We start from the raw sequence: 20,188 nt of genomic DNA, 5'->3' as shown, positions 1-20,188 counted from the left end.
CTTGCGGCCGGCGCTTTCGCAACGCACAAACAGTCTCATAGCATGTGGAGCGACGATGGGGCGAAACGAGGGAGGAGCGACGGCAGGAAGCCGCTCGGCGCGCGTCCTCTGGCTCGCGCTCGGATTCGCCTTGCTGGGACTTGGGGTCGCAGGGCTCATCCTCCCGGTGATGCCCGGAACGGTCTTCCTCATCCTCGCAGCGGGATGTTTCGCGCGCGGCTCGCCGCGTCTCGAAGCCTGGCTGCTGGCGCATCCCAAACTCGGCCCAACCGTAGTGGCCTGGCGCCGCGACCGCGCGATTCCCCTCAGGGCCAAGCTTTTCGCCTTCGCTGGCATGGGGCTTTCGGTCGTGCTCGTGAGCGTATCCGGCGCGCCGCCGATCGCGATCGTATCGAGTCTGGCGCTCATCGCGGCGGGAGCGATCTACATCGGCACGCGCCCGTCCCGGCCTCGCGCGGGCGAAAGGTGATTTCCCTTTCGCCACGACGACATAGTGTTCTTTCCGCGGCGTTGCGGGGCTATTAACTCGAGCGCAGGATGGTCCTGACGAATGAGTCGTGGGCCGACGGTCCCGGCTCTCGCCGTTGAGGATCATCGCATGGTCGGTGCGGGACGACCTTTATCGCGCGGCGCGAAGGGCGCCGCGACCACCCTCTCGCACTTGATCCGGTCCGACCAGCTAGCTGCCGTCAGGCGCAGCGTGCTTCTGTCGATACCCGTCAACGTGGCGTTGGGAATCGCGTCCTTTTTGGTGGCCTGGAACTCCGGCGAGGCCATGGCCGGTCTGATTTGGTTCGCTGCGTCCTGCGTTCCCAACAGCGTCCGCATGATGCTCTGCCGACTGCCGGAGACGACGGATCCGAGGGCCGTCGATCGACGCTTGCAGCTGCACTCGGCGGCCGCGCTGTTGTCCGGTCTCGTCTGGGCGTTCATCCCGACGTTGTGCGCCGGCTACACCTCGCCCCAGACGCTGTTCTACCTGATCGTCGTGTGCGGGATCACCGCGGGCGCCGTCACGCACGGTTTCGCCTACGCGCGCATCCCGATCGCCTTCATCACGCCGCCGCTTCTGTCGGCGGCGGGTTGCCTGTTCTACGCGGGCGGCTTCGATCGCGTGTGCCTCGGCGCGACCGTCGTTCTCTATCTCGCGGCCCTCATACGGGCCTGCCGGGAAGGCGAAGGCCTCATGCGAGAGACCAGCCGGCTGAAGAACGAGGCGACCTTTCTCGCGAGGTCGCTCGAAGGCGCGCACGAGGCGGCGACCGAGATCGCCGAGGAGATGACCCGTCGCGCCTCGCGCGACGCGCTGACCGGCCTGCTCAACCGCAGCGGCTTCCTGGAGGAGGCGGAACGGCGGGCGGCGATCGCGCAGTCGCCGATGAGCCTGCTGTTGCTCGATCTCGACGGCTTCAAGGCCGTCAACGACACCTACGGCCACAAGGCCGGCGACAACGTGCTCATCGAGGTCGCGCGTCGGCTGCAATTGTCGCTGCCCAACTCCTTCGCGGTGGCGCGCCTCGGCGGCGACGAGTTCGCCGTGCTGTTCGAAATGGGCCTCGTCGACGTCAACCCGACGCTGCTCGCGCACGAGCTGATCGCCGCCATCACGATCCCCTTCGCGGCCTTCGACGCGGGCCGCATCGGCGTCAGCATCGGGGTTCACGTGTCGACGGCGCCGGCGATCGACGAGATGCTGATCTCGGCCGACGCCGCGCTCTATGCGGCGAAGCTCGCCGGCCGAAACCGGTGTTACGTGTTCGACGCGGAGCTCGCGCACCATCTCGCGATGCGCCGCGACATCGAGCGCGACCTCGGAAAGGCGCTGGCGGAGGGCGGCCTCGAGGTCTGGTATCAGCCGGTGATGATCGACGGGGGCGCGCGCTTCGGCGGCTTCGAAGCGCTCGCGCGCTGGCGCCACCCGCGGCACGGCTGGATCGCGCCCCCGGACCTGATCGCCTCGGCCTCGCTCGCAGGCTTCGGCGAGCAGCTGCTGCGCTTCATCCTGAGCGACATCTGCGTCGCCATCCTCGCCATGCGCGAGATCGGCCTCAGCGACGCCCGCGTCGCGATGAACGTCTCGCCCCGCGAGATGTCGCAGATCGCCGTGGACGAACTGGTGCTGAAGGACCTGAAGGCGCGCGGCGTTCCGCCCGCGATGCTCGAGATCGAGATCACGGAGGAGACCGCCCTCGACATTCAGGCCGTGCGCGGCAAGCTCGCCGCCCTGTCGGAGGCCGGCGTCAGCGTGGCGATCGACGACTTCGGCGTGGGTTACTCCTCGCTTGGAGCGCTTCGGCGGCTGCGGGTGGACCGGGTGAAGATCGACCGCATCTTCGTCGAGGGCGTCTCCCGGTCCGCCGAGAACCGCAGTCTGGTGCTGGCGATCCTCAGCCTCGCGGGGCCGCTCGGCTTCGAGGTGGTGGCCGAAGGCATCGAGCAACAGGACGACCTCGAGACCATGCAGGACCTGGGATGCAAGGCGTTTCAGGGCTACCTCATCGCCCGTCCGATGCCGCGCAACGAAGCGCTGCGGTGGGCGAGCGCGCATACGAACGCCGCGCCCGCCCGCCGGGCGCCGCCGCGTCGCTGACGGCGAGCGCCGCTCCCGCCAACTTTCGCGTTGACGACGCGCGGCGCGGCGCCTAGCGTCGGCTCAGGAGCAAAGGGAGCTCCCGCCGGTTCTGCCCGGCGGGAGCTCCTTTTTTTTGTGCTTGAGGCGGAAGAGCATGGCGTTCGACACCACCAAGCCGTTGATCGTCGGGGCGCTGTACTCGGCGACCGGGCCAACGGCCTATCTCGAGCGCACCCAGCTCAACGCGACGCTGCTCGCGATCGAAGAGATCAACGCCGCCGGGGGGGTGGCAGGCCGCGAGGTTGTTCCCGTGACCTACGACGCCCAGTCCGACCCGGCGCGGTTCGCGAGCCTCGCCGAGCGCATGCTGGACGAGGACGGCGCCGGCCTGCTCGTCGGCTGCTACATGACCAACACGCGTCAGGCGGTGGTGCCGATCGTCGAGCGACGCGGCGCGGTGCTGGCCTACGCCGCGCCCTACGAGGGCTTCGAATACTCGCCGAACGTGATCTACGGCGGAGCGGTGCCGAACCAGCATATCCTGCTGCTGGCGCGGCACCTGATCCTCAACGCCGGCAGGAGCTTCTACCTCGTCGGCACCCGCTACACCTTCCCGGTCGAATCCAACCGGGTGATGATGACCCTGGTCGCGGAGCAGAAGGGCCAGACGCTGGCCGAGCGCTACGTGCCGCTCGACGCCTCCCGCCGGGAGCTCGACCAGATCGTCCAGGACATCAAGAAGAAGAAGCCGGACGTCGTGTTCTGCACCGTCGTCGGCGAAGCCGCCGTGCGCTTCTACGAGCTCTGCGCCGAAGCCGGCCTGACCGACACGCTGACGATCGCGAGCCTGACCGTCACCGAGGCCGAGATCGCGTCGATGCCGGCAGGCCTCGCCGTCGGCCACCTCACCGGCGCGACCTACTTCCAGTCGATCGACAGCCCCGAAAACCGCCGCTTCGTGCGGGCCTACCAGTCCCGCTTCGGAGTGCACGAGCGCCTGAACGCGATGGCCGAAACCGCCTACAGCGTGACGCGCATGACGCTCGACGCCGTCGGGCGCGCCCGGTCCGTCGAACCCGGGAACGTCCGGTCGGCGCTCGGCGAGACCAGCTTTCTTGCGCCGCAGGGCGAGATCCGGATCGACGCCGAGAACGGGCACTCCTACCTCTGGCCGCGGATCGGGCGCGTGGAGGCGGATGGCCAGTTCAAGGTGCTCGAGCAGAGCGCGCAGGCGATCAAGCCCGACCCGTACCTGATCCACCACAGCCTAGCGGACTGGGACCACGCGCCGAACCTCGTCACCGCCCGCGTAGCGGGGGGCTGACCGGATGCTGAAGGCCCTCCGCGACCTTCGAAACGTCCGCGTGGTGGTCTACCACCCGAAGGACCGCGAGCGCGACGAACTGGTCGACCAGATCCGCCGCATCGGCTGCAACGTCGAGGCCGTGTGGCCGCCGCGGGACGCGATCCCCTCGGACGCCGACATCGTGTTCATGCTGTTCCGGCAGGACGGCTTCACCCACGTCCTGCTGAAGGCGCTGGCCGAGCGCGACGCGCGGGTGACATTGGTCGCGATCGTGGAGTTCGAAAGCCCGGCGGTGATCGAGGCGGTCGCCCGCGCCGGCGCCGCCGCAATCGTGACGAAGCCGATCCGCGCCTTCGGTCTCCTGACCAGCATCGTCATCGCCCACACAATTTCCTCTAAAGAGAAAATCCTTCTTGACAGAGTTCGCAAGCTTGAGGCACGATTAGAGGGCTTCAGAAAGCTTGAAAAAGCGAAGCAAATACTGATGTCCCGGAAGGGGTTATCTGAACAAGAGGCGTATGAGACCATACGCGCTCGCGCAATGACTGCGCGAATTACAATGGATATCGTCTGCGAGACGATCATCAACGCTGAGGAATTCGTGGGTTTCTGACCCGTCCGGCGCAGAGCGCGCCGACCGGAAACGCCACGTCCACATAAGTCCGCGCGCGCCAGAGATCGTCGCCAGCGGACACCGGCCAAGGGAGCCGTCGCCAGCATCACCGCTGGCGGCGGCTTTTTTCGTTTTCACGGCCTGCGGAGCGCCCGGCGCCCGCGGCCCGCCATGAGGAGCCAGAGATGACTCAAGCGATTGACGTCGAAGACCGCAGGGTCCGCGTCGCCTGCGACGTGGGCGGCACGTTCACCGACATCTGCGTGCTGAGCGAGGCCACCGGCCTGATGCATGTGGCGAAGGTGCCGACCACCCCCGACCCGATCGACGGCGTGTTGGCCGGCATCGACGCCGGCGGCGTGAACCTGAACGACCTGCTGCTGTTCAAGCACGGCACCACGCTCGCCACCAACGCCCTGATCACCCGCCGCTTTCCGCCGGCCGTGATGGTCACCACCAAGGGCTTCCGCGACACCATCGAGATCCGCCGCGGCAACCGCGACGACCTCTGGGACACCTACAAGGAGATGGCGAAGCCCTACATCCGGCGCCGCGACCGCCTCGTGGTGACCGAGCGCACCGACTACTCCGGCGCGATCGTCGCGCCGCTCGACGAAGCGGAGGCCGCCGAGCTCGCCCGCGTGATCAAGAAGCGCGGCGTCAAGACCATCGCGGTCTGCTTCGCGAACTCCTTTATCAACCCGGCCAACGAGCAGCGGATGCGCGACATCCTGGCCGAGGCGATTCCCGACGCGACGATCTCGATCTCCAGCGACATCATGCCGGAGATCTTCGAGCACGAGCGCTTCTCGACCACGGTCGCGAACGCGGTGCTGGCGCCGGTCGTCGGCCAGTACGCCAGCCGTCTCGAGAGCCGCATGAAGGCCGGCGGCTACAAGGAGGACGTGCTGCTGCTGCACTCCGGCGGCGGCGTCATGACCGCGAAGATGGCCGAGCGCTACGCGGCGCGCCTCTCCGCCTCCGGCATCGCGGCGGGTGCGATCGCCAGCCGCTTCGTCGCCGAGCAGGCCGGGTTCAGGAACTCGATCGGCCTCGACATGGGCGGCACCTCCACCGACGTCTCGCTGTGCGACAACGGCGAGATCAACGTCACCAAGGAGTGGTTCGTCGAGTACGGCTACCCGATCTGCTTCCCCTCGATCGAGGTGCTGACGATCGGCGCCGGCGGCGGCTCGCTGGCCTGGATGGACGCCGCCAACTCGCTGCGCAACGGCCCGCAGTCGGCCGGCTCCACGCCCGGACCCGCCTGCTACGGCCGCGGCGGCGAGAACCCGACGAACTGCGACGCCAACGTCGTGCTCGGCCGCCTCAGCGACCGGCTCGCCGGCGGCAAGGTCTCGCTCGAGAAGGGTCTCGCCACGGAGGCGATCCGCAAGGGCGTCGCCGAGCCGCTCGGCATGTCGGTCGAGGAGGCCGCGCTCGCGATCCTGAAGGTCGCGAACGCCAACATGGCGGACGCCGTCCGGCTGCTCTCGATCCGGCGCGGCTACGACCCGCGCGACTTCGCGCTGGTGGCCTTCGGCGGCGCGGGGCCTCTCCACGGCGCCGCGCTCGCCAAGGATCTGGCGATCCCCGTCGTTCTGGTGCCGCCGAACCCCGGCGTCACCTCGGCGCTCGGCTGCCTACTGGTCGACATCCAGCACGACATCTCCCGGATGTACCTCGCGAAGGCCGAGGAGGTGAACGTCGCCGACCTCGAGACGACCTCCCGCGAGCTGGAGATCGAAGGTCGCGAGCGGCTCGTCACCGAGGGCGTGACGCCGGAGAACATGGTGTTCCAGCGCAAGATCGACATGCGCTACCACGGCCAGTGGCGCGCGCTGTCGATCAACATCGCCTCGCCCGTCGTTTCGCTCGACGAGTCGATCGCCTACTTCCACGAGGAGCACGGCCGCGAGCACAACTACTCGCGCCCCGGGGCACCCGTCGAGATCTACCGCGTCAGCGTGATCGCGACCGGCGTCACCTCGAAGGCGAAGTTCGCCGACTTCGACCCCGTCGACGCCGAAGCGACGCCCGTCGGGACCCGTCGCGTCCGCTTCGACGAGTTGCCGGAAACGATCGACGCGCCCGTCTACGACCGCGCGGCGCTCCAGTCCGGGATGAAGGTCGCCGGCCCCGCGGTGATCGACCAGCTCGACTCGACGGTGATCGTGCCGCCCGGCGTCACGGCGGAAGTCGACCGCTCCCTCACCCTCGTCATGCGCATCCCGCTGGCCTGACCGGCCCCGGCCCTCACATCCTAAGGAGCTGAACCATGTCCGCTAACATGGACCACGGCCTCGACCCGGTCACCTTCGAGGTCCTCAAGAACGCCTACGTCAACATCGTCGACCAAATGGCGGAGCAGATCTTCCGCACCTGCTACTCCTTCGTGATCTGGTCCCGCGACTTCTCCTCCGCGCTCTGCGACGCCAATGGCGACACGATCATGCAGGGCTCGGGCGACATCGCGGCCCACGTCGGCACGCTGCACTACACCGCCAAGGCCGTGATCAACGCCTTCAAGGGCGACATCCATCCCGGCGACGTGTTCGTCGTGAACGACGTCTACCAGGGCGGCACACACTTCAACGACACCCGCATCGTGCGGCCGATGTTCTACCGGGGCGAGCTGCTCGGCTTCGCCCAGGCGAACGGCCACTGGGCGGACGTCGGCGGGGCGACGCCGGGGTCGTTCAACGTCAACGCCATCGACCACATGGCCGAAGGGCTGCGCATCACGCCCGTCCGGGTGTGGAGCAAGGGCCAGTGCCTGCACGACGTCTGCAACCTGATCGCCTCCAACACCCGCGCGCCGGCCGACATCATCGGCGACATGGAGGCCCAGGCCGAGGCGACGAAGGTCGCCGAGCAGGAGGTCTGCCGCCTGATCGAGAAGTACGGCCTCGACGTCATCAAGACCTCCTTCGGCGCGGTGCAGGACTACGTCGAGACGCTGACCCGCCAGCGCGTGTCGGCGCTGCCGGACGGCGTCTGGGAGACCGAGGACTACATCGACCTCGACCCGGGCGTCGGCGAAGGCCTGATCCCGATCCGCGTGCGGATGACGATCAAGGACGACACCGTCCATTACGACCTGTCGAAGTCGCACCCGACCAGCATCCGCTGCTTCCTCAACGCCTGCTTCGGCGGCTCCTTCGCCGCGATCGTCGCCGGCACGAAGATGCAGTTCCCGGAGATCCCGCTGAACTCCGGCTTCTACCGGGTCGTCACCGTGGATCTCGGGCCGGAGGGGTCGGTCGTGAACGCCGCCTGGCCGACGCCGGTCGCGGGCTTCTGCTCGGGTCCGTTCGAGAAGATCATGAACTCGATCTTCGAGCTCTGGGCCGAGGTGATGCCGGAGCGGGCGATGGCCTGCACCTTCAACCTCGACTACCTGCTGATCGGCGGCCAGGACAAGCGGGACGCCTCCGGCGGCCACAAGTACTTCATGTGGTACGACTGGATGGTCGGCGGCTGGGGCGCCCGCAACGGCCGCGACGGCTGGGCGGCGACCGGCCCGGTGTTCGGCGTACAGCTCGGCACCCAGCCCTTCGAGGGCCAGGAGCGGCTCGCGCCGGTGCTCACCACTTGCCACGAACTGCGCGTCGACAGCGGCGGCCCCGGCGAATCCCGCGGCGGCATGGGCGTCGACAAGGGCGTCATCCTCACCAAGGTCGACCGCACCGTCGTCTCCTACTGCTGCGACCGCGAACGCTCCATCACCTGGGGGCTGTGGGGCGGGCTGCCCTCGATCCCGCACGGCGTGTGGGTGAACGAGGGGCTCGAGAACGAGCGCTATCTCGGCTCGATGTTTTCGAACGAGTCGCTGTCGCCGGGCGACGTCGTCAGCCGCCCGTCGGCCGGCGGCGGCGGCCTCGGCGACCCGCTGGAGCGCGAGCCGCAGCTCGTCTGCGAGGATGTGGCCGACGGCTACGTCTCGATCGAGCGGGCCGCGATCGACTACGGCGTCGTGGTCAAGGAGGTCGACGCCGACCTCGCCGAATACGTCGTCGACCGCGAGGGCACGCTCGCCAAGCGCGCCTACATCCGCGCCAACCGCGCGAAGTGGCTGGACGAGGACGCCGGGGCGATCGCCGCGAAGTACCGGGCGGGGGAGCTCGGCACGCTCGACCTCATCCGCCAGTACGGCGTGATCGTGAACTGGGGCTCGGGCGAGCTGCTCGAGAAAACCACCCAGCAGTTCCGGGCCATGCTGAAGCGCCGCGCCTCCCCGTACTGGAGCCAGCGCATGCAACCCGGCCAGGACGCCACGGTCTCCCTCAAGGTGGCCTGACGAGGCCGCCGCGGCGGCCCTGTACGACCACCGTACAGGCGCAGGCGCGCGCCAACGGCCACCTTGCATAAATTAGCATATTCAAATATCTCAAAATTGACCTTATCTGTTCGATGACGAGGGTCGGCGGCTACCGTCGACCGGAGGCAAACCATCGGCGGCGCAAGCGAAAGCGAGCGCCGCCGCACCATCCACCGACGAACGGCCTCAGGGGACCGATCCACGATGACGCATCTCAGCCGCAGGACGCTTCTCAAGACCGGCGCCGCGGGAGCGGCGCTGGGCTTCGGACCCGCCTATCTCCGTCTCGCCTCGGCCGCCGAGCCGATCCAGGTGGCCGGCATCCACGACGCCTCGGGCGGCATCGACATCTACGGCCGGCCGATGATCAACAGCCTGACCCTGGCGGTCGAGGAGATCAACGCGGCGGGCGGCGTGCTGGGCCGCCCGATCGCGCTGAAGAATTACGACCCGCAGTCGAACATGCAGCTCTACACCCAGTACGCGACTGAAGCGGCCACGAAGCAGAAGGCCTCGGTGGTGTTCGGCGGGATCATCTCCGCCTCCCGGGAAGCGATGCGCCCGACGCTCCGCCGGTTCCGCACGCCCTATTTCTACAACATGCTCTACGAGGGAGGCGTCTGCGACCGCAACGTGTTCTGCATGGGTTCGACGCCCGCGCAGACGCTTCAGAAGTTCACGCCCTTCGTGATGAAGCGCTTCAACGCGAAGACGATCTACGTGCTGGCGGCCGATTACAACTACGGCCAGATCACCACCAAGTGGATCCGCAAGTTCGCCTCCGAGAACGGCGGCGAGGTCGCGCAGGCGGACTTCTTCCCGCTCGACGTCAACGACTTCGGCCCGACGATCCGCAAGATCCAGGCGGCCAAGCCCGACATGATCATGTCCGTGCTCGTCGGCGCGGCGCACAACTCGTTCTACCGCCAGTGGGTCGCGGCCGGCATGAAGGACAAGATCCCGATGGCTTCGACCACCTTCGGCATCGGCAACGAGCAGGTCCTGACCTCGCCCGACGAGCACAACGGCATCGTGGTGTCCTACGCCTACTTCGACGGCCTCAAGACGCCGGAAAACGAAGCTTTCCTGAAGAAGTACACGGCCCGCTTCGGCGAAAAGGCGGACGCGGTGACCGAGGCCTCGGCGATGACCTACCACGCGGTCAACCTCTGGGCCGCGGCGGCCGCCGAGGCCGGCAGCGTGGACCGTGACAAGGTCATCCTCGCGCTCGAGAGCGGCCTGTCGTTCACGGGACCCGCGGGCAAGACCACGATTGATCCCAGGACCCATCACGACACGCTGGACACCTACATCGCTGAGGTGCGGGACCGCGCCTACCACGTGCTGGAGAGCTTCCCGCAGCAGCCGCCGGCCGACACCGCCGCCGTCTGTGATCTCGCGGCGAACCCGACCGAGACCAAGCAGTTCGTCATCGACGTGAAGAGCTGAGGCGAGGCTGGGGCGGCCGCGACCGTCTGCGTGCTTCGAGACGGCCCTACGGGCCTCCTCAGCATGAGGACCCTTTGGTGATGGAGAGGCCCCTCCCCTCTTCTCATGCTGAGGAGCCTCGCGAACAGCGAGGCGTCTCGAAGCACGCACGAGGGTAACGTCGCTCGCCCCTCTCACTTGCGTCGAAGCTCCCCGCTCTAGCCGAAGACACACCATGGACTATGCGCTCATCGTCCTCCTGCAGCTCGTCGTGACCATCGCCAACCTCGCGCTCATCAGCGCGGGGCTCGCGGTGATCTTCGGCATGATGCGGATCATCAACATGGCCCATGGCGAGTTCCTGATGCTCGGCGGCTACGCGGCGCTGGTCTCGCACCAGGCCGGCCTCAATCTCTGGCTCGCGATCTTCGTGGCGGCGCCAGTCACGGTCGGCCTCATCGGCGCGGTGCTGGAACGCCTCGTCATCCGGCGGCTCTACGGGCGGATGATCGACACCATGCTGGCGACCTGGGGCGTCAGCCTGGCGCTGGTCGGCGTCGTGACGGTAATCTTCGGCAACCGCGTCTCCGGCATCTCGCCGCCGCTCGGCAGCGTCCCGATCGGCGGCTACGCCATCGGCCTCTATGAACTGCTCACCACCGGCGTGACCGCGCTGCTCTTCCTCGGCGGATGGTACGTGCTGCGGCGGACCGCGGTCGGGCTGATCGCCCGCGGCGCCATGCAGAACCGCGACATGGCGGCGGAGCTCGGCGTCGACCCCGCCAAGGTCTACGCCACAACCTTCGTCACGGGCGCCGCCATCTCGGGGCTCGCGGGGGCGCTGATCGCGCCGATCACGGGCGTCGCGCCGTCCATCGGCGCGGTCTACATTGCCAAGGCCTTCATCACCGTGATCTCCGGCGGGACCGCGATCCTGACGGGCGCGCTCAGCGCCTCGGCGCTGCTGGGCTCGGTCAACACCGCCTTCTCCTTCGTCATGACGCCGGTGCTCGGCGAGGTCGCGCTGCTCGCGGCCGCCGTCCTTCTCCTGCGCGTGCTGCCGCAGGGGATCACCGGCCGCTTCTTCCGGAGGTCGCTGTGACCCTTCGCGACGCCCTCGGCTGGCTGCTCGTCGCAGCCGCCGCCCTCTACGCCCTCGTGGCCGTTCCCGCCGGGGGCGAGCTGACGACCATGATCAACGGCTCGATCTACGCGAGCTACGCGATCCTCGCGCTCTCGCTTGCGCTCATCTGGGGCTACGCCGGCATCCTCAGCTTCGGGCAGGCCGCGTTCTTCGGCCTCGCCGGCTACGTCTACGCGGTCGCCGGCCTCAACCTCGAAAGCACGCCGCTCGCGGCCGTGATCGCCGTCGCGGCGGCGGCCGGCTTCGCGGCCCTGCTCGGCTACTTCATGTTCTGGGGCCGGATCTCGGACGTCTACCTCGGCGTGATCACCCTCACCGTGTCGCTGATCCTCTACCGCTTCATCAACCAGACCGCGGGCGAGGAATGGACGATCGGCGCGGCCCCTCTCGGCGGCTTCAACGGCATCCCCTCCACCCCAATCCTCGCGCCGCCGGGCCATCCCGACGAGCCCTTCCTGCCGGAGCAGATCTACATGCTCGCCGTCGGCGCGCTGCTCGCCTGCTACGTCATCTGCAAACTTGCGATGGCGACCCGCTTCGGCCGGGCGGTGATAGCGATCCGCGAAAACGAAAGCCGCGCCGAGCTGCTCGGCTACGACACCCGCCGCTACAAGCTCGGGATCTTCACCCTCGGCGGCGCGATCGCGGGCGCCGGCGGCGTGCTGTTCGCCAACAGCGTCTTCGTCAGCCCCAACATGTTCAGCCTGCAGACTAACGGGCAGGTGATCATCTGGGTGATCGTCGGCGGGCTCGGCACCTTCGCAGGCCCCGTGATCGGCTGTTTCCTGCTGATGGCGCTTTCAACCTGGCTCGGCTCGCTCGACGCGGGGCCGGGCTTCGCCGTCCTCGACCCCAACCTGGTCATGGGCGTCGTGCTGACGCTCTGCGTGCTCGGTCTGCGGCAGGGTCTCCTGCCCACAGCGCTCACGCTCGGAGAGCGCCTGCTTGCAAAGACGCGGGGGCGCGGCGCGGCGGAGCTTGGCCAGCCGGCGGAGGAGCGGCCATGACCGGCGCTCCCCTGCTCGAGGCGGAGAGCCTCGTGATGCGCTTCGGCGGCGTGACCGCCGTCGCCGACGTTGACTTCACGCTTGGCGAAGGCGAACTGCACTGCCTCGTCGGCCCAAACGGCGCCGGTAAGAGCACCTTCTTCAAGATGCTCTGCGGCCAGCTGAAGCCCACCGCCGGCGACGTGCGGCTGCGCGGCCGCAGCATCGCGGGCCTGCCCGCCTCGCGCATCGCCCGGCTCGGCGTGGGCGTGAAGACGCAAGTGCCGAGCCTGTTCGACGGGCTGACGGCGATGGCGAGCGTCCGCGTCGCGACTGACGCCGTGCTGCCGCCGACATTGTCGAAGAGGCGCGCTGAGGAAGCGTTGGAGCGCATGGGCGTGTCCCGCCTCGCCGGCCACGTCGTCGGCCGGCTTGCGCACGGTCAGCGCCAGCTCGTCGAGCTCGCCATGGTGATCGCCCAGAAGCCGGACCTGATCCTGCTCGACGAGCCGGCGGCGGGCATGACCGGCGCCGAGGTCGACCGGCTGGGCGACCTAATCGTGGAGCTCGCGCGCTCAAGCTCGGTCATTGTGGTCGAGCACGACATGACCTTCATCCGCCGCATCGCCCGCACGGTGACGGTGTTCAACCAGGGCCGCGTGCTGGCGCAGGGGCCGGCGGCCGAGGTGCTGGCCGACGCCCGCGTGCGCGACGTCTACCTCGGAAAGGACGCGGCATGAGCCTGCTGACCGTCTCCAACCTCGCCGCCGGCTACGGCCAGATCGGCATTCTCCGCGAGGTCGCCCTCAGCGTCGACAAGGGCGAGATCCTCGGCGTGCTCGGCCACAACGGCATGGGCAAGAGCACGCTGCTCAAGGCGCTGAGCGGCGCGATCCCCGCGACCCGGGGCTCGATCGTGTTCGAGGGCGTCGACGTCGCGCGCGAGCCGCCGTTCCGCCGGGCCAGGCGCGGCCTCGGCTACGTGCCCCAGGGGCGGCAGATCTTCCCCGCGCTGACGGCGCGGGAGAACATGGAGTACGCCGCCCGCGCCGCCGCCCAGCCGCTCGAGATCGTCGACGACATGATCGAGCGGTTTCCGCGCCTGACGTCGATCCTTGACCGCGCCGGCGGTGTGCTCTCGGGCGGCGAGCAGCAGATCCTCGCGCTCGCCCGCTGCCTGTGCGGGCGGCCGTCGCTGATCTTGCTGGACGAGCCGACCGAGGGCATTCAGCCGTCGATCCGCGACGAGATCGTGGAGACGCTCCTGCGGCTTCGCAGGTCGCTGGGCCTGTCGATCCTGCTCGTCGAGCAAAACGTCAAGTTCATGGGCGATCTCGCCGATCGCGTGCTGCACATGGAGAAGGGGCGGCTTTCCGCCGCCGCGACGCCCGAGATCGCGACGACGGCCTGACCACGCGGCCAAGCGGACGGTCGTCAGCGTGCGGTCTTGGCGGAGCCGATCGCGGACACCCTGACGGTCGCGAAGCGGCCGAGCCCGAGGCCATGCATCTCACGGGCTCCCAGGTTGGCCTGCCGGGCGCCCGGCGCGGCCGGTCCGCGCGTGCGCAGGTCGGCGTCGCGGGGGCCGCCGATGATCGCGGACTTCTGCGCCAGCAACCGTCGCAGCTCCTGATTCTCCAGGCTGAGCGCCCTCAACTGCCGCACCCCCGCGGGCGCAAGGCCCGCAAACTTCTGCTTCCAGCGATAGAACGTGCGGACCGAGACGTGGGCGCTCTCGCAGACGGCCTCGAGCGGAGCGCCGTTCTCGACCTCCTGCAACAGTCCCGCGATCTCTTCGTCGGTCAAACGCGAACGGCTCATGGTCTCTAGCCTCCGTTCCGGCGTCTCAGGGCGGCGGCGATGGTCATGCGCAGCCCTTGGGCCTGCTCAACTGAGAGGCAGCATGATCCTGCAGCCCGCGCCGCGCAATCCCGGATCGCATGAGCGCGGCGCCTTTCGAGATCCATTCCCGCAGTACGCAACCTCAGAGAAATGAGACGTCGCCGGAGCGGGAGCCGCGGACGCCCAGCAGGTCCTGCCCCGCCGTCTTATGTCACTTTTGACATCGGCCGCGGGCGACCCCGCCGATGCTCAATTCCGCGGCGAAGACCGTTTTTATTTGATCTTGTCGCTGGTTGCCGGACATCGCCAAATCCACGGCGACCGGATCCATCCCGTCGTCGCGAGGCCCGTCCGATGAGCATCTTCACCCGCCGCACCTTCCTCCAGACCTCCGGCGCGGTCGCCGCGGGCGCGGCGCTGCCGCTCGGCGCCCCCGCGTTCATCCGCTCCGCCAACGCCGCCGACACCGTCAAGCTCGGCTGCCTTTTCTCCTCCTCCGGCACGATGGCGAACCTCGAGGGTCGGCTGAACTACGTGGCCAAGATGGCGGCCGCCGAGATCAACGCCGCCGGCGGCGTGAACGGCAAGACGGTCGAGGTCGTGGCGTCGGACCCCGCCTCCGACTGGCCGCTCTACGCGCAGGTCGGCCGCCAGATGCTGACGGAGACCAAGGTCGCCGCGCTGTTCGGCTGCTGGACCAGCGTGTCCCGCAAGACCGTGCTGCCGGTCGTCGAGCAGAACGACGGCCTGCTGTTCTACCCGCTCCACTTCGAGGGCGACGAGAACTCCAAGAACGTCGTCTACGTGAACTCGCCGCCGGCGAGTTCCGTGCTGCCCGCCGTCGACTACCTCATGAGCCCGGACGGCGTGGAGGCCAAGCGCTTCTTCATGATCGGCTCGGACTACGTCTGGCCGCGCACCATCAACAAGCAGCTCAAGGGCTACTGGAAGTCCAAGGGCATCGAGGAGAGCGCCTGGAAGGAGGAGTACGTCCCGTTCTCCTTCTCGAACTTCCAGACGCTGGTGAACCAGGTTCGCGCCTTCGCCGACGCTCCGGGCGGCAAGTGCGTCGTGGTGCTGACGGTGGTCGGCTCCTCGATCCCGGACTTCCTGCGCGAGTTCGCGAACCAGGGCATCACCGCGACCGACGTGCCGATCCTCGGCCTCGACATGGTGGAGGCCGACCTCGAAGGCCTCGACACCAAGAAGCTCGTCGGGCACCTCAACTGCTGGGCCTACCTCCAGCAGGCGAAGGGCGAGGCCAACGTCAAGTTCCTGTCCGGCTGGAAGGACTTCGTCGCCAAGGAGAAGGTGCCCTTCTCAGCCGACGTCGCCATCGACCCGATGGTCTCGACCTACGACGCCGTCCACCTCTGGGCGATGGCCGCCAAGAAGGCGGGCTCGTTCGACGTGCCGGAGGTGCGCAAGGCCTTCGCAGGGCTCAGCTTCGACTGCCCCTCGGGCTACAAGATCGCGATGACGGCCGAGAACAACTACGTCTCGCGCGGCGTCTTCATCGGCTCGGTCAACGAGGCGCAGGGCTTCGACGTGCTGTGGCAGTCCAAGGACACGCCGAAGCCCGTGCCGATGAGCCCGTTCGGCTGAGCGAGGCCGTCCGCATGCGCATGGGCCGGCGTCTCGGTCTGCTGCTTCTGGCGTTCGCCGCGGCGTGGGGCTCCCCCGCCCTCGCCTACGACCGGGCGCAGATCGCAGCCCAGGCGTGCTTCGGCGCGGCGGGCCTGAGCGAAGCGGCGGCGACCCTCACCGCCGGCGCCGCCTCCGCGACCTCCGAAGACGCCGCCTGGGCGGCGACGCTGACCGGCGCCCTGCTCGACAAGACGATCCGGTGCGGGGCCGGCGCCTCGACGATCGAAAGTCCCTCCGGCTCCGTCGACGCGGCCACGCTCGCCAAGGCCGCCCCGGCGGACGGCCCCGCGCCGGTGCTCAGTCTCAAGAACCGCCCCTTGGTCGAGACCGCCCGCGCCGCGGCGACCCTGTTCGCGGGCGCGACGGCCGGCGAACGGGCGGCCGCGCTGCGCGCCCTCGAACGCCGCGCCGCGAGCCTTCCACCAGACCTGTTCGAGACCGCCGCCGCCCGCGAGCCGGACGCAGGCCTGAAGGAGCAGATCCTCGGCGTCGGCCAGAGCGCGCTGCTCAATTCGCCCGACGTCGCCAAGCGGATCGCCGCGATCGAGCGCATCGCCGCCCAGCCGAGCCGGCGCGCCGAGACGCAGATCGCGGCGCTCAAAAGAGATCCGGCCTACGGGAAGGAGGCCGCGTTCGCCGCGGCGGTCGACGCCGGCCTCACTTCGATCGACCGCTGGCTGCGCGTCTCGTCGGTCGCCAACACGCTCTACAACGGGCTGTCCTTCGCCTCGATCCTGTTCATGGCGGCGGTCGGCCTCGCCATCATCTTCGGGCTCATGGGCGTCATCAACCTCGCCCAGGGCGAGTTCATCATGCTCGGCGCCTACGTCACCTACGCCGTGCAGGAGGCCTTGCGGGCCGTCGCCCCCGGCCTGCTCGAGTGGTACCTGATCCTCGCGATCCCGGTCGTGTTCCTCGTGGTCGCCGCGGTCGGGGTGGCGCTGGAGGCGACGCTTGTGCGGCGGCTCTACACCCGGCCGCTGATGACGCTGCTCGCGACCTGGGCGGTCAGCTTGCTGATCGTGAACCTCGTGCGGGTCGGCGTCGGCACGCAGAACCTGCAGTTCGTCACGCCGAGCTGGCTGGCCGGCGGCAAGCTGCTCGTCGGCGACTTCATCGTCACCTGGAACCGGCTGTTCGCGATCGTCTTCGCGGGCGTCACGCTGGTCGCCACCTGGGCCGTGCTGAAGCGCACGCGGCTCGGCCTCAACATCCGCGCCGTGACCCAAAACCGCGCCATGGCGGGCTGCATCGGCGTGCCGACGCGGCGGGTCGACATGATGGCCTTCGGCCTCGGCTCCGGGCTCGCCGGCCTCGCAGGCCTCGCGCTTTGCCCGATCTACAACGTGAACCCGCAGATGGGCTCCAACTTCGTCATCGACAGTTTCATGGTCGTGGTGCTCGGGGGCGTCGGCACGCTCGCCGGCACTGTGGTGGCGGCGCTGGGCGTCGGCCAGATCAACGTCCTGATCGAGCCGCTCTACGGCGCAGTCGCCGCCAAGGTGATCGTGCTGCTGATGATCGTCGGCTTCCTGCAATGGCGCCCCGAGGGCCTCTACGCCGTGAAGGGACGCCGCAAGTGAGGGCCGGTCGGGCGCTCCTGATCCCTCCTTGCGCGCAGCGTGGGGAGGGTGGCCTCGGCCGAAGGCCGAGGTCGGGTGGGGCCTTGTGTCAGCGTCGCGTCCGATCCGGGACGATCCCCACCCGACCTCGCTGCCGCGAGGCCACCCTCCCCTTTGCAAGGGGAGGGATAAGCAGAACCTCCCCACGGCGCCTCTCGCCCGCGCGCGTCGGAGGCCGCCCATGATGGCCCCCAAGCGAAGCCTCCTCGCGCGGGCGGCCGACGACCGGATGGTCGTCGCCGTGGCGCTGGCGCTCGCGGCGACCGCAGCGGTTGTGGTCGTGGGCGGTCTGTCCGGCTACCGCGTCAACACCATCGGCCAGCTCGCCTGCTTCGCGCTGCTCGCGCTCGCGCTCGACCTGATCTGGGGCTACGCCGGCATCCTGAGCCTGGGCCATGGCCTGTTCTTCGCGGTCGGCGGCTACGTCGTCGGCATGCACCTCCTGGAGCGCTCGGTCGCTGAGACCGGGGTCACGCCCGACATCGTGCAGTTCATGGGCTGGAAGGCGCTGCCCGGCTGGTGGGGGCCGCTCGAGAGCTTTCCCGTCGCGCTGGCCGCGGCGATGGGCGTCAGCTTCGCGGTCGCCTTCGTGTTCGGCTGGGCTTCGTTCCGCTCGCGCGTCAGCGGGGTCTACTTCGCGATCATCACGCAGGCGCTGGTCTACGTCGCCATGCTGCTGATGTTCCGCAACGACACAGGCTTCGGCGGCAACAACGGCATGACCGGCTTCCAGGTCGTGTTCGGGGTTCCAATCCAGGACCCGGCGGTGACGAAGGGCCTCGCAGTCGCCTCCGTGCTCGCCCTGCTCGCGGCGCTGGTCGGGTGCCGGCTGCTGATGATCGGCCGGTTCGGCCGCCTCCTGGTCGCGACGCGCGACGACGAGGTGCGGCTGCGCTCGCTCGGCTACGAGACGCTGCGGCTGAAGCTCAAGGTGTGGTGCCTGTCCGCGGTGCTCGCGGCGCTCGCGGGCCTGCTCTACGTGCCCCAGGTCGGCATCATCAACCCGCGGGTGCTGTCGCCGGAGCTCTCGATCGAGATCGCGGTGTGGTGCGCCATCGGCGGCCGCGGCCGGCTCGCAGGCGCGATCATCGGCGCGGTGCTGGTCAACGCGGTCAAGTTCGCGCTGTCGGCGAGCCTGCCGGAGCTCTGGCCCTTCGTGCTCGCGGCGCTCGTCATCGTCGTCGCGCTGATCTTCCCGAACGGGCTGCTCGACCTTGGCAAATGGAAGCCGACGCTGCTCTCGCGCGCCCGAGCGCTCGAACCGAGGGACGCGACGCCATGAGCATCAAGCCATGACCGTCGCGGTGCTGGTCGAGGGGCTCACCGTCGAGTTCGGGCGCTTCCGCGCGCTGAACGACCTGTCGCTCGCGATCGACTACGGCGAGGTGCGCGGCGTCGTGGGTCCGAACGGCGCGGGCAAGACCACGCTGCTCGACGTGATCTCGGGGGTGAGCCGCGCCAAGGCCGGCCGCGTGCTTTTCGACGAGACCATGGAGTTGACGCGCGCGAGCGAGGCGGAGATCGCCCGCTCCGGCGTCCGGCGCAAATTCCAGAAGCCAAGCGTGTTCGAAGCGCTGACCGTCCGCGACAACGTCGCGATCGGGCTCGGCGCCAAGCCCGGTTCCGACGGACCGGAGAAGGTGGCCCGGATGCTGGAGACGGTGGGGCTCACGGCCGAAGCCGACCGGCTCGCGGGCGAACTCGCCCATGGCCAGAAGCAGTGGCTGGAGATCGCGATGGTGGTCGTCGCCGAGCCTAAGGTGCTGATGCTGGACGAGCCGGTGGCTGGCCTCACAGACGAGGAGACCGAGCGCACCGCGGCGCTGGTGAAGGCGTTGCGGAGCCCCGAGCGCGCGATCATCGTGGTCGAGCACGACATGGACTTCGTCGAGCGGATCTCGGATCGGGTGACGGTGCTGCACGAGGGCCGCACGCTGTTCGAGGGCTCCATGGCCCGCGCGCGCGCCGACGCCGCCGTCGTCGACGTCTATCTGGGGCGCTAGAAGGCCATGAAGCTCACCGTCGCCGGCCTCGACCAGCATTACGGCAGCGCACAGGCGTTGCGGGGCGTCTCCTTCGAGGTGGAGCCGGGCCAGTGCCTCGCGGTGCTCGGGCGCAACGGCGCAGGCAAGTCGACGCTCCTCAAGTGTCTCGCCGGCGTGCTGCCGGTCACGCGGGGGCGCATCGCGCTCGACGGGCTGGACGTGACGCGCGCCGCGAACCATCGCCGCTCGCTCGCGGGCGTCGCCTATGTGCCGCAGGGCCGTGAGATCTTCGCCGAGCTCACGGTGCGGGAGAACGTCCTGGTCGCCGCCCGCGCCCACGGCAAACCGGCGCAGGCCGCCTTCGACGAGATGGTCGCGCTCTTCCCCGTGCTGGGCGAAATGGCCGAGCGGCGCGGAGGCGCCTTGTCCGGCGGCCAGCAGCAGCAACTGGCGCTCGCCCGCGCGCTGGCGACGAAGCCGAAGCTCCTCATCCTCGACGAGCCGACCGAGGGCATCCAGCCCTCGATCGTCCAGCTCATCGAGGACGTTCTGAAGCGCCTCAAGGGCGCGCTCTCGATCCTGCTGGTCGAGCAGTATCTCGATTTCGCCGCCGCCGTCGCCGACGGCTTCGTCGTGCTGTCGCGCGGCCAGGTCGTCGACGAAGGCCCCCAATCCGCGATGAGCCGCGAGCGGCTCTCCCGCTTCATGTCCGTCTGATTTTC

General features: G+C 68.9%; 18 protein-coding genes. 16 read left to right on the top strand and 2 right to left on the bottom strand.

Going from position 1 to position 20,188, the window contains the following annotated elements:
• Positions 1-55 precede the first annotated feature (55 nt).
• Complete coding sequence (locus K244_RS0102925; RefSeq protein WP_020184748.1) at positions 56-469, top strand: YbaN family protein; 414 nt, start codon at positions 56-58, stop codon at positions 467-469.
• Positions 470-591: 122 nt separating this feature from the next.
• Here K244_RS0102925 and K244_RS24070 read toward each other — a convergent pair whose 3' ends face one another.
• Positions 592-777: a hypothetical protein gene (locus K244_RS24070; RefSeq protein WP_245259728.1), complete on the bottom strand. Its 186-nt coding sequence runs from the start codon at positions 775-777 to the stop codon at positions 592-594.
• Here K244_RS24070 and K244_RS0102920 point away from each other — a divergent pair.
• The 10 genes from K244_RS0102920 to K244_RS0102875 all read left to right on the top strand — a co-directional run bounded on the left by K244_RS0102920 (position 776) and on the right by K244_RS0102875 (position 13,781).
• Complete coding sequence (locus tag K244_RS0102920; RefSeq protein ID WP_245259727.1) at positions 776-2,590, top strand: EAL domain-containing protein; 1,815 nt, start codon at positions 776-778, stop codon at positions 2,588-2,590. The genes K244_RS24070 and K244_RS0102920 overlap by 2 nt on opposite strands.
• 136 nt (positions 2,591-2,726) lie before the next feature.
• Complete coding sequence (locus tag K244_RS0102915) at positions 2,727-3,896, top strand: transporter substrate-binding domain-containing protein (protein ID WP_020184746.1); 1,170 nt, start codon at positions 2,727-2,729, stop codon at positions 3,894-3,896.
• Positions 3,897-3,900: 4 nt separating this feature from the next.
• Positions 3,901-4,491 (top strand): ANTAR domain-containing protein, encoded by a 591-nt coding sequence (locus K244_RS0102910; protein WP_020184745.1) that lies wholly within the window; start codon positions 3,901-3,903, stop codon positions 4,489-4,491.
• Positions 4,492-4,676: 185 nt separating this feature from the next.
• Positions 4,677-6,734: a hydantoinase/oxoprolinase family protein gene (locus tag K244_RS0102905; RefSeq protein ID WP_020184744.1), complete on the top strand. Its 2,058-nt coding sequence runs from the start codon at positions 4,677-4,679 to the stop codon at positions 6,732-6,734.
• 35 nt (positions 6,735-6,769) lie between these two features.
• Entirely contained in the window at positions 6,770-8,791 is a 2,022-nt protein-coding gene (locus K244_RS0102900; RefSeq protein WP_197027137.1) for a hydantoinase B/oxoprolinase family protein, read from the top strand.
• Between the two features lie 225 nt (positions 8,792-9,016).
• Positions 9,017-10,261, top strand: a complete 1,245-nt coding sequence (locus tag K244_RS0102895; RefSeq protein WP_020184742.1) for an ABC transporter substrate-binding protein — start codon at positions 9,017-9,019, stop codon at positions 10,259-10,261.
• A gap of 214 nt (positions 10,262-10,475) precedes the next feature.
• Complete coding sequence (locus K244_RS0102890; protein ID WP_020184741.1) at positions 10,476-11,342, top strand: branched-chain amino acid ABC transporter permease; 867 nt, start codon at positions 10,476-10,478, stop codon at positions 11,340-11,342.
• Positions 11,339-12,391 (top strand): branched-chain amino acid ABC transporter permease, encoded by a 1,053-nt coding sequence (locus K244_RS0102885; RefSeq protein ID WP_020184740.1) that lies wholly within the window; start codon positions 11,339-11,341, stop codon positions 12,389-12,391. The genes K244_RS0102890 and K244_RS0102885 overlap by 4 nt, the downstream gene beginning before the upstream one ends.
• Positions 12,388-13,110 (top strand): ABC transporter ATP-binding protein, encoded by a 723-nt coding sequence (locus tag K244_RS0102880; RefSeq protein WP_020184739.1) that lies wholly within the window; start codon positions 12,388-12,390, stop codon positions 13,108-13,110. The genes K244_RS0102885 and K244_RS0102880 overlap by 4 nt, the downstream gene beginning before the upstream one ends.
• Positions 13,107-13,781, top strand: coding sequence for an ABC transporter ATP-binding protein (locus K244_RS0102875; protein ID WP_020184738.1), 675 nt, complete (start codon positions 13,107-13,109; stop codon positions 13,779-13,781). The genes K244_RS0102880 and K244_RS0102875 overlap by 4 nt, the downstream gene beginning before the upstream one ends.
• 23 nt (positions 13,782-13,804) lie before the next feature.
• On the opposite strand, the gene K244_RS0102870 is transcribed toward K244_RS0102875, so the two are convergent.
• Positions 13,805-14,191: a transposase gene (locus K244_RS0102870; RefSeq protein WP_020184737.1), complete on the bottom strand. Its 387-nt coding sequence runs from the start codon at positions 14,189-14,191 to the stop codon at positions 13,805-13,807.
• A 375-nt stretch (positions 14,192-14,566) separates the two neighbouring features.
• On the opposite strand from K244_RS0102870, the gene K244_RS0102865 reads away from it, so the two are divergent.
• The 5 genes from K244_RS0102865 to urtE all read left to right on the top strand — a co-directional run bounded on the left by K244_RS0102865 (position 14,567) and on the right by urtE (position 20,183).
• Positions 14,567-15,817: a transporter substrate-binding protein gene (locus K244_RS0102865; RefSeq protein WP_020184736.1), complete on the top strand. Its 1,251-nt coding sequence runs from the start codon at positions 14,567-14,569 to the stop codon at positions 15,815-15,817.
• Between the two features lie 14 nt (positions 15,818-15,831).
• On the top strand, positions 15,832-17,442 hold the full coding sequence (urtB, locus tag K244_RS0102860) for an urea ABC transporter permease subunit UrtB (protein ID WP_020184735.1): 1,611 nt from the start codon (positions 15,832-15,834) through the stop codon (positions 17,440-17,442).
• A gap of 220 nt (positions 17,443-17,662) precedes the next feature.
• On the top strand, positions 17,663-18,763 hold the full coding sequence (gene urtC / locus K244_RS0102855; protein ID WP_020184734.1) for an urea ABC transporter permease subunit UrtC: 1,101 nt from the start codon (positions 17,663-17,665) through the stop codon (positions 18,761-18,763).
• Between the two features lie 10 nt (positions 18,764-18,773).
• Entirely contained in the window at positions 18,774-19,484 is a 711-nt protein-coding gene (locus K244_RS0102850; RefSeq protein WP_020184733.1) for an ATP-binding cassette domain-containing protein, read from the top strand.
• A 6-nt stretch (positions 19,485-19,490) separates the two neighbouring features.
• Positions 19,491-20,183 (top strand): urea ABC transporter ATP-binding subunit UrtE, encoded by a 693-nt coding sequence (gene urtE / locus K244_RS0102845; RefSeq protein WP_020184732.1) that lies wholly within the window; start codon positions 19,491-19,493, stop codon positions 20,181-20,183.
• Positions 20,184-20,188 lie beyond the last annotated feature (5 nt).

It is taken from the genome of Methylopila sp. 73B, assembly GCF_000526315.1.
GTDB lineage: Bacteria > Pseudomonadota > Alphaproteobacteria > Rhizobiales > Methylopilaceae > Methylopila.
The sequence above is the reverse complement of the archived record's forward strand: the minus strand, read 5'-3'. Positions and strand labels throughout refer to the sequence as shown.

Excerpts from the sequence above, each read along its gene's own strand:
- K244_RS0102875 (WP_020184738.1), top strand. The coding sequence starts at position 13,107 with ATGAGCCTGCTGACCGTCTCCAACCTCGCCGCCGGCTACGGCCAGATC.
- K244_RS0102865 (WP_020184736.1), top strand. The coding sequence starts at position 14,567 with ATGAGCATCTTCACCCGCCGCACCTTCCTCCAGACCTCCGGCGCGGTC.
- K244_RS0102910 (WP_020184745.1), top strand. The coding sequence starts at position 3,901 with ATGCTGAAGGCCCTCCGCGACCTTCGAAACGTCCGCGTGGTGGTCTAC.
- K244_RS0102870 (WP_020184737.1), bottom strand. The coding sequence starts at position 14,191 with ATGAGCCGTTCGCGTTTGACCGACGAAGAGATCGCGGGACTGTTGCAG.
- K244_RS0102905 (WP_020184744.1), top strand. The coding sequence starts at position 4,677 with ATGACTCAAGCGATTGACGTCGAAGACCGCAGGGTCCGCGTCGCCTGC.
- K244_RS0102915 (WP_020184746.1), top strand. The coding sequence starts at position 2,727 with ATGGCGTTCGACACCACCAAGCCGTTGATCGTCGGGGCGCTGTACTCG.
- urtB (WP_020184735.1), top strand. The coding sequence starts at position 15,832 with ATGCGCATGGGCCGGCGTCTCGGTCTGCTGCTTCTGGCGTTCGCCGCG.
- K244_RS0102890 (WP_020184741.1), top strand. The coding sequence starts at position 10,476 with ATGGACTATGCGCTCATCGTCCTCCTGCAGCTCGTCGTGACCATCGCC.
- K244_RS0102925 (WP_020184748.1), top strand. The coding sequence starts at position 56 with ATGGGGCGAAACGAGGGAGGAGCGACGGCAGGAAGCCGCTCGGCGCGC.
- urtC (WP_020184734.1), top strand. The coding sequence starts at position 17,663 with ATGATGGCCCCCAAGCGAAGCCTCCTCGCGCGGGCGGCCGACGACCGG.
- K244_RS0102850 (WP_020184733.1), top strand. The coding sequence starts at position 18,774 with ATGACCGTCGCGGTGCTGGTCGAGGGGCTCACCGTCGAGTTCGGGCGC.
- K244_RS24070 (WP_245259728.1), bottom strand. The coding sequence starts at position 777 with ATGGCCTCGCCGGAGTTCCAGGCCACCAAAAAGGACGCGATTCCCAAC.
- K244_RS0102920 (WP_245259727.1), top strand. The coding sequence starts at position 776 with ATGGCCGGTCTGATTTGGTTCGCTGCGTCCTGCGTTCCCAACAGCGTC.
- K244_RS0102895 (WP_020184742.1), top strand. The coding sequence starts at position 9,017 with ATGACGCATCTCAGCCGCAGGACGCTTCTCAAGACCGGCGCCGCGGGA.
- urtE (WP_020184732.1), top strand. The coding sequence starts at position 19,491 with ATGAAGCTCACCGTCGCCGGCCTCGACCAGCATTACGGCAGCGCACAG.
- K244_RS0102880 (WP_020184739.1), top strand. The coding sequence starts at position 12,388 with ATGACCGGCGCTCCCCTGCTCGAGGCGGAGAGCCTCGTGATGCGCTTC.
- K244_RS0102900 (WP_197027137.1), top strand. The coding sequence starts at position 6,770 with ATGTCCGCTAACATGGACCACGGCCTCGACCCGGTCACCTTCGAGGTC.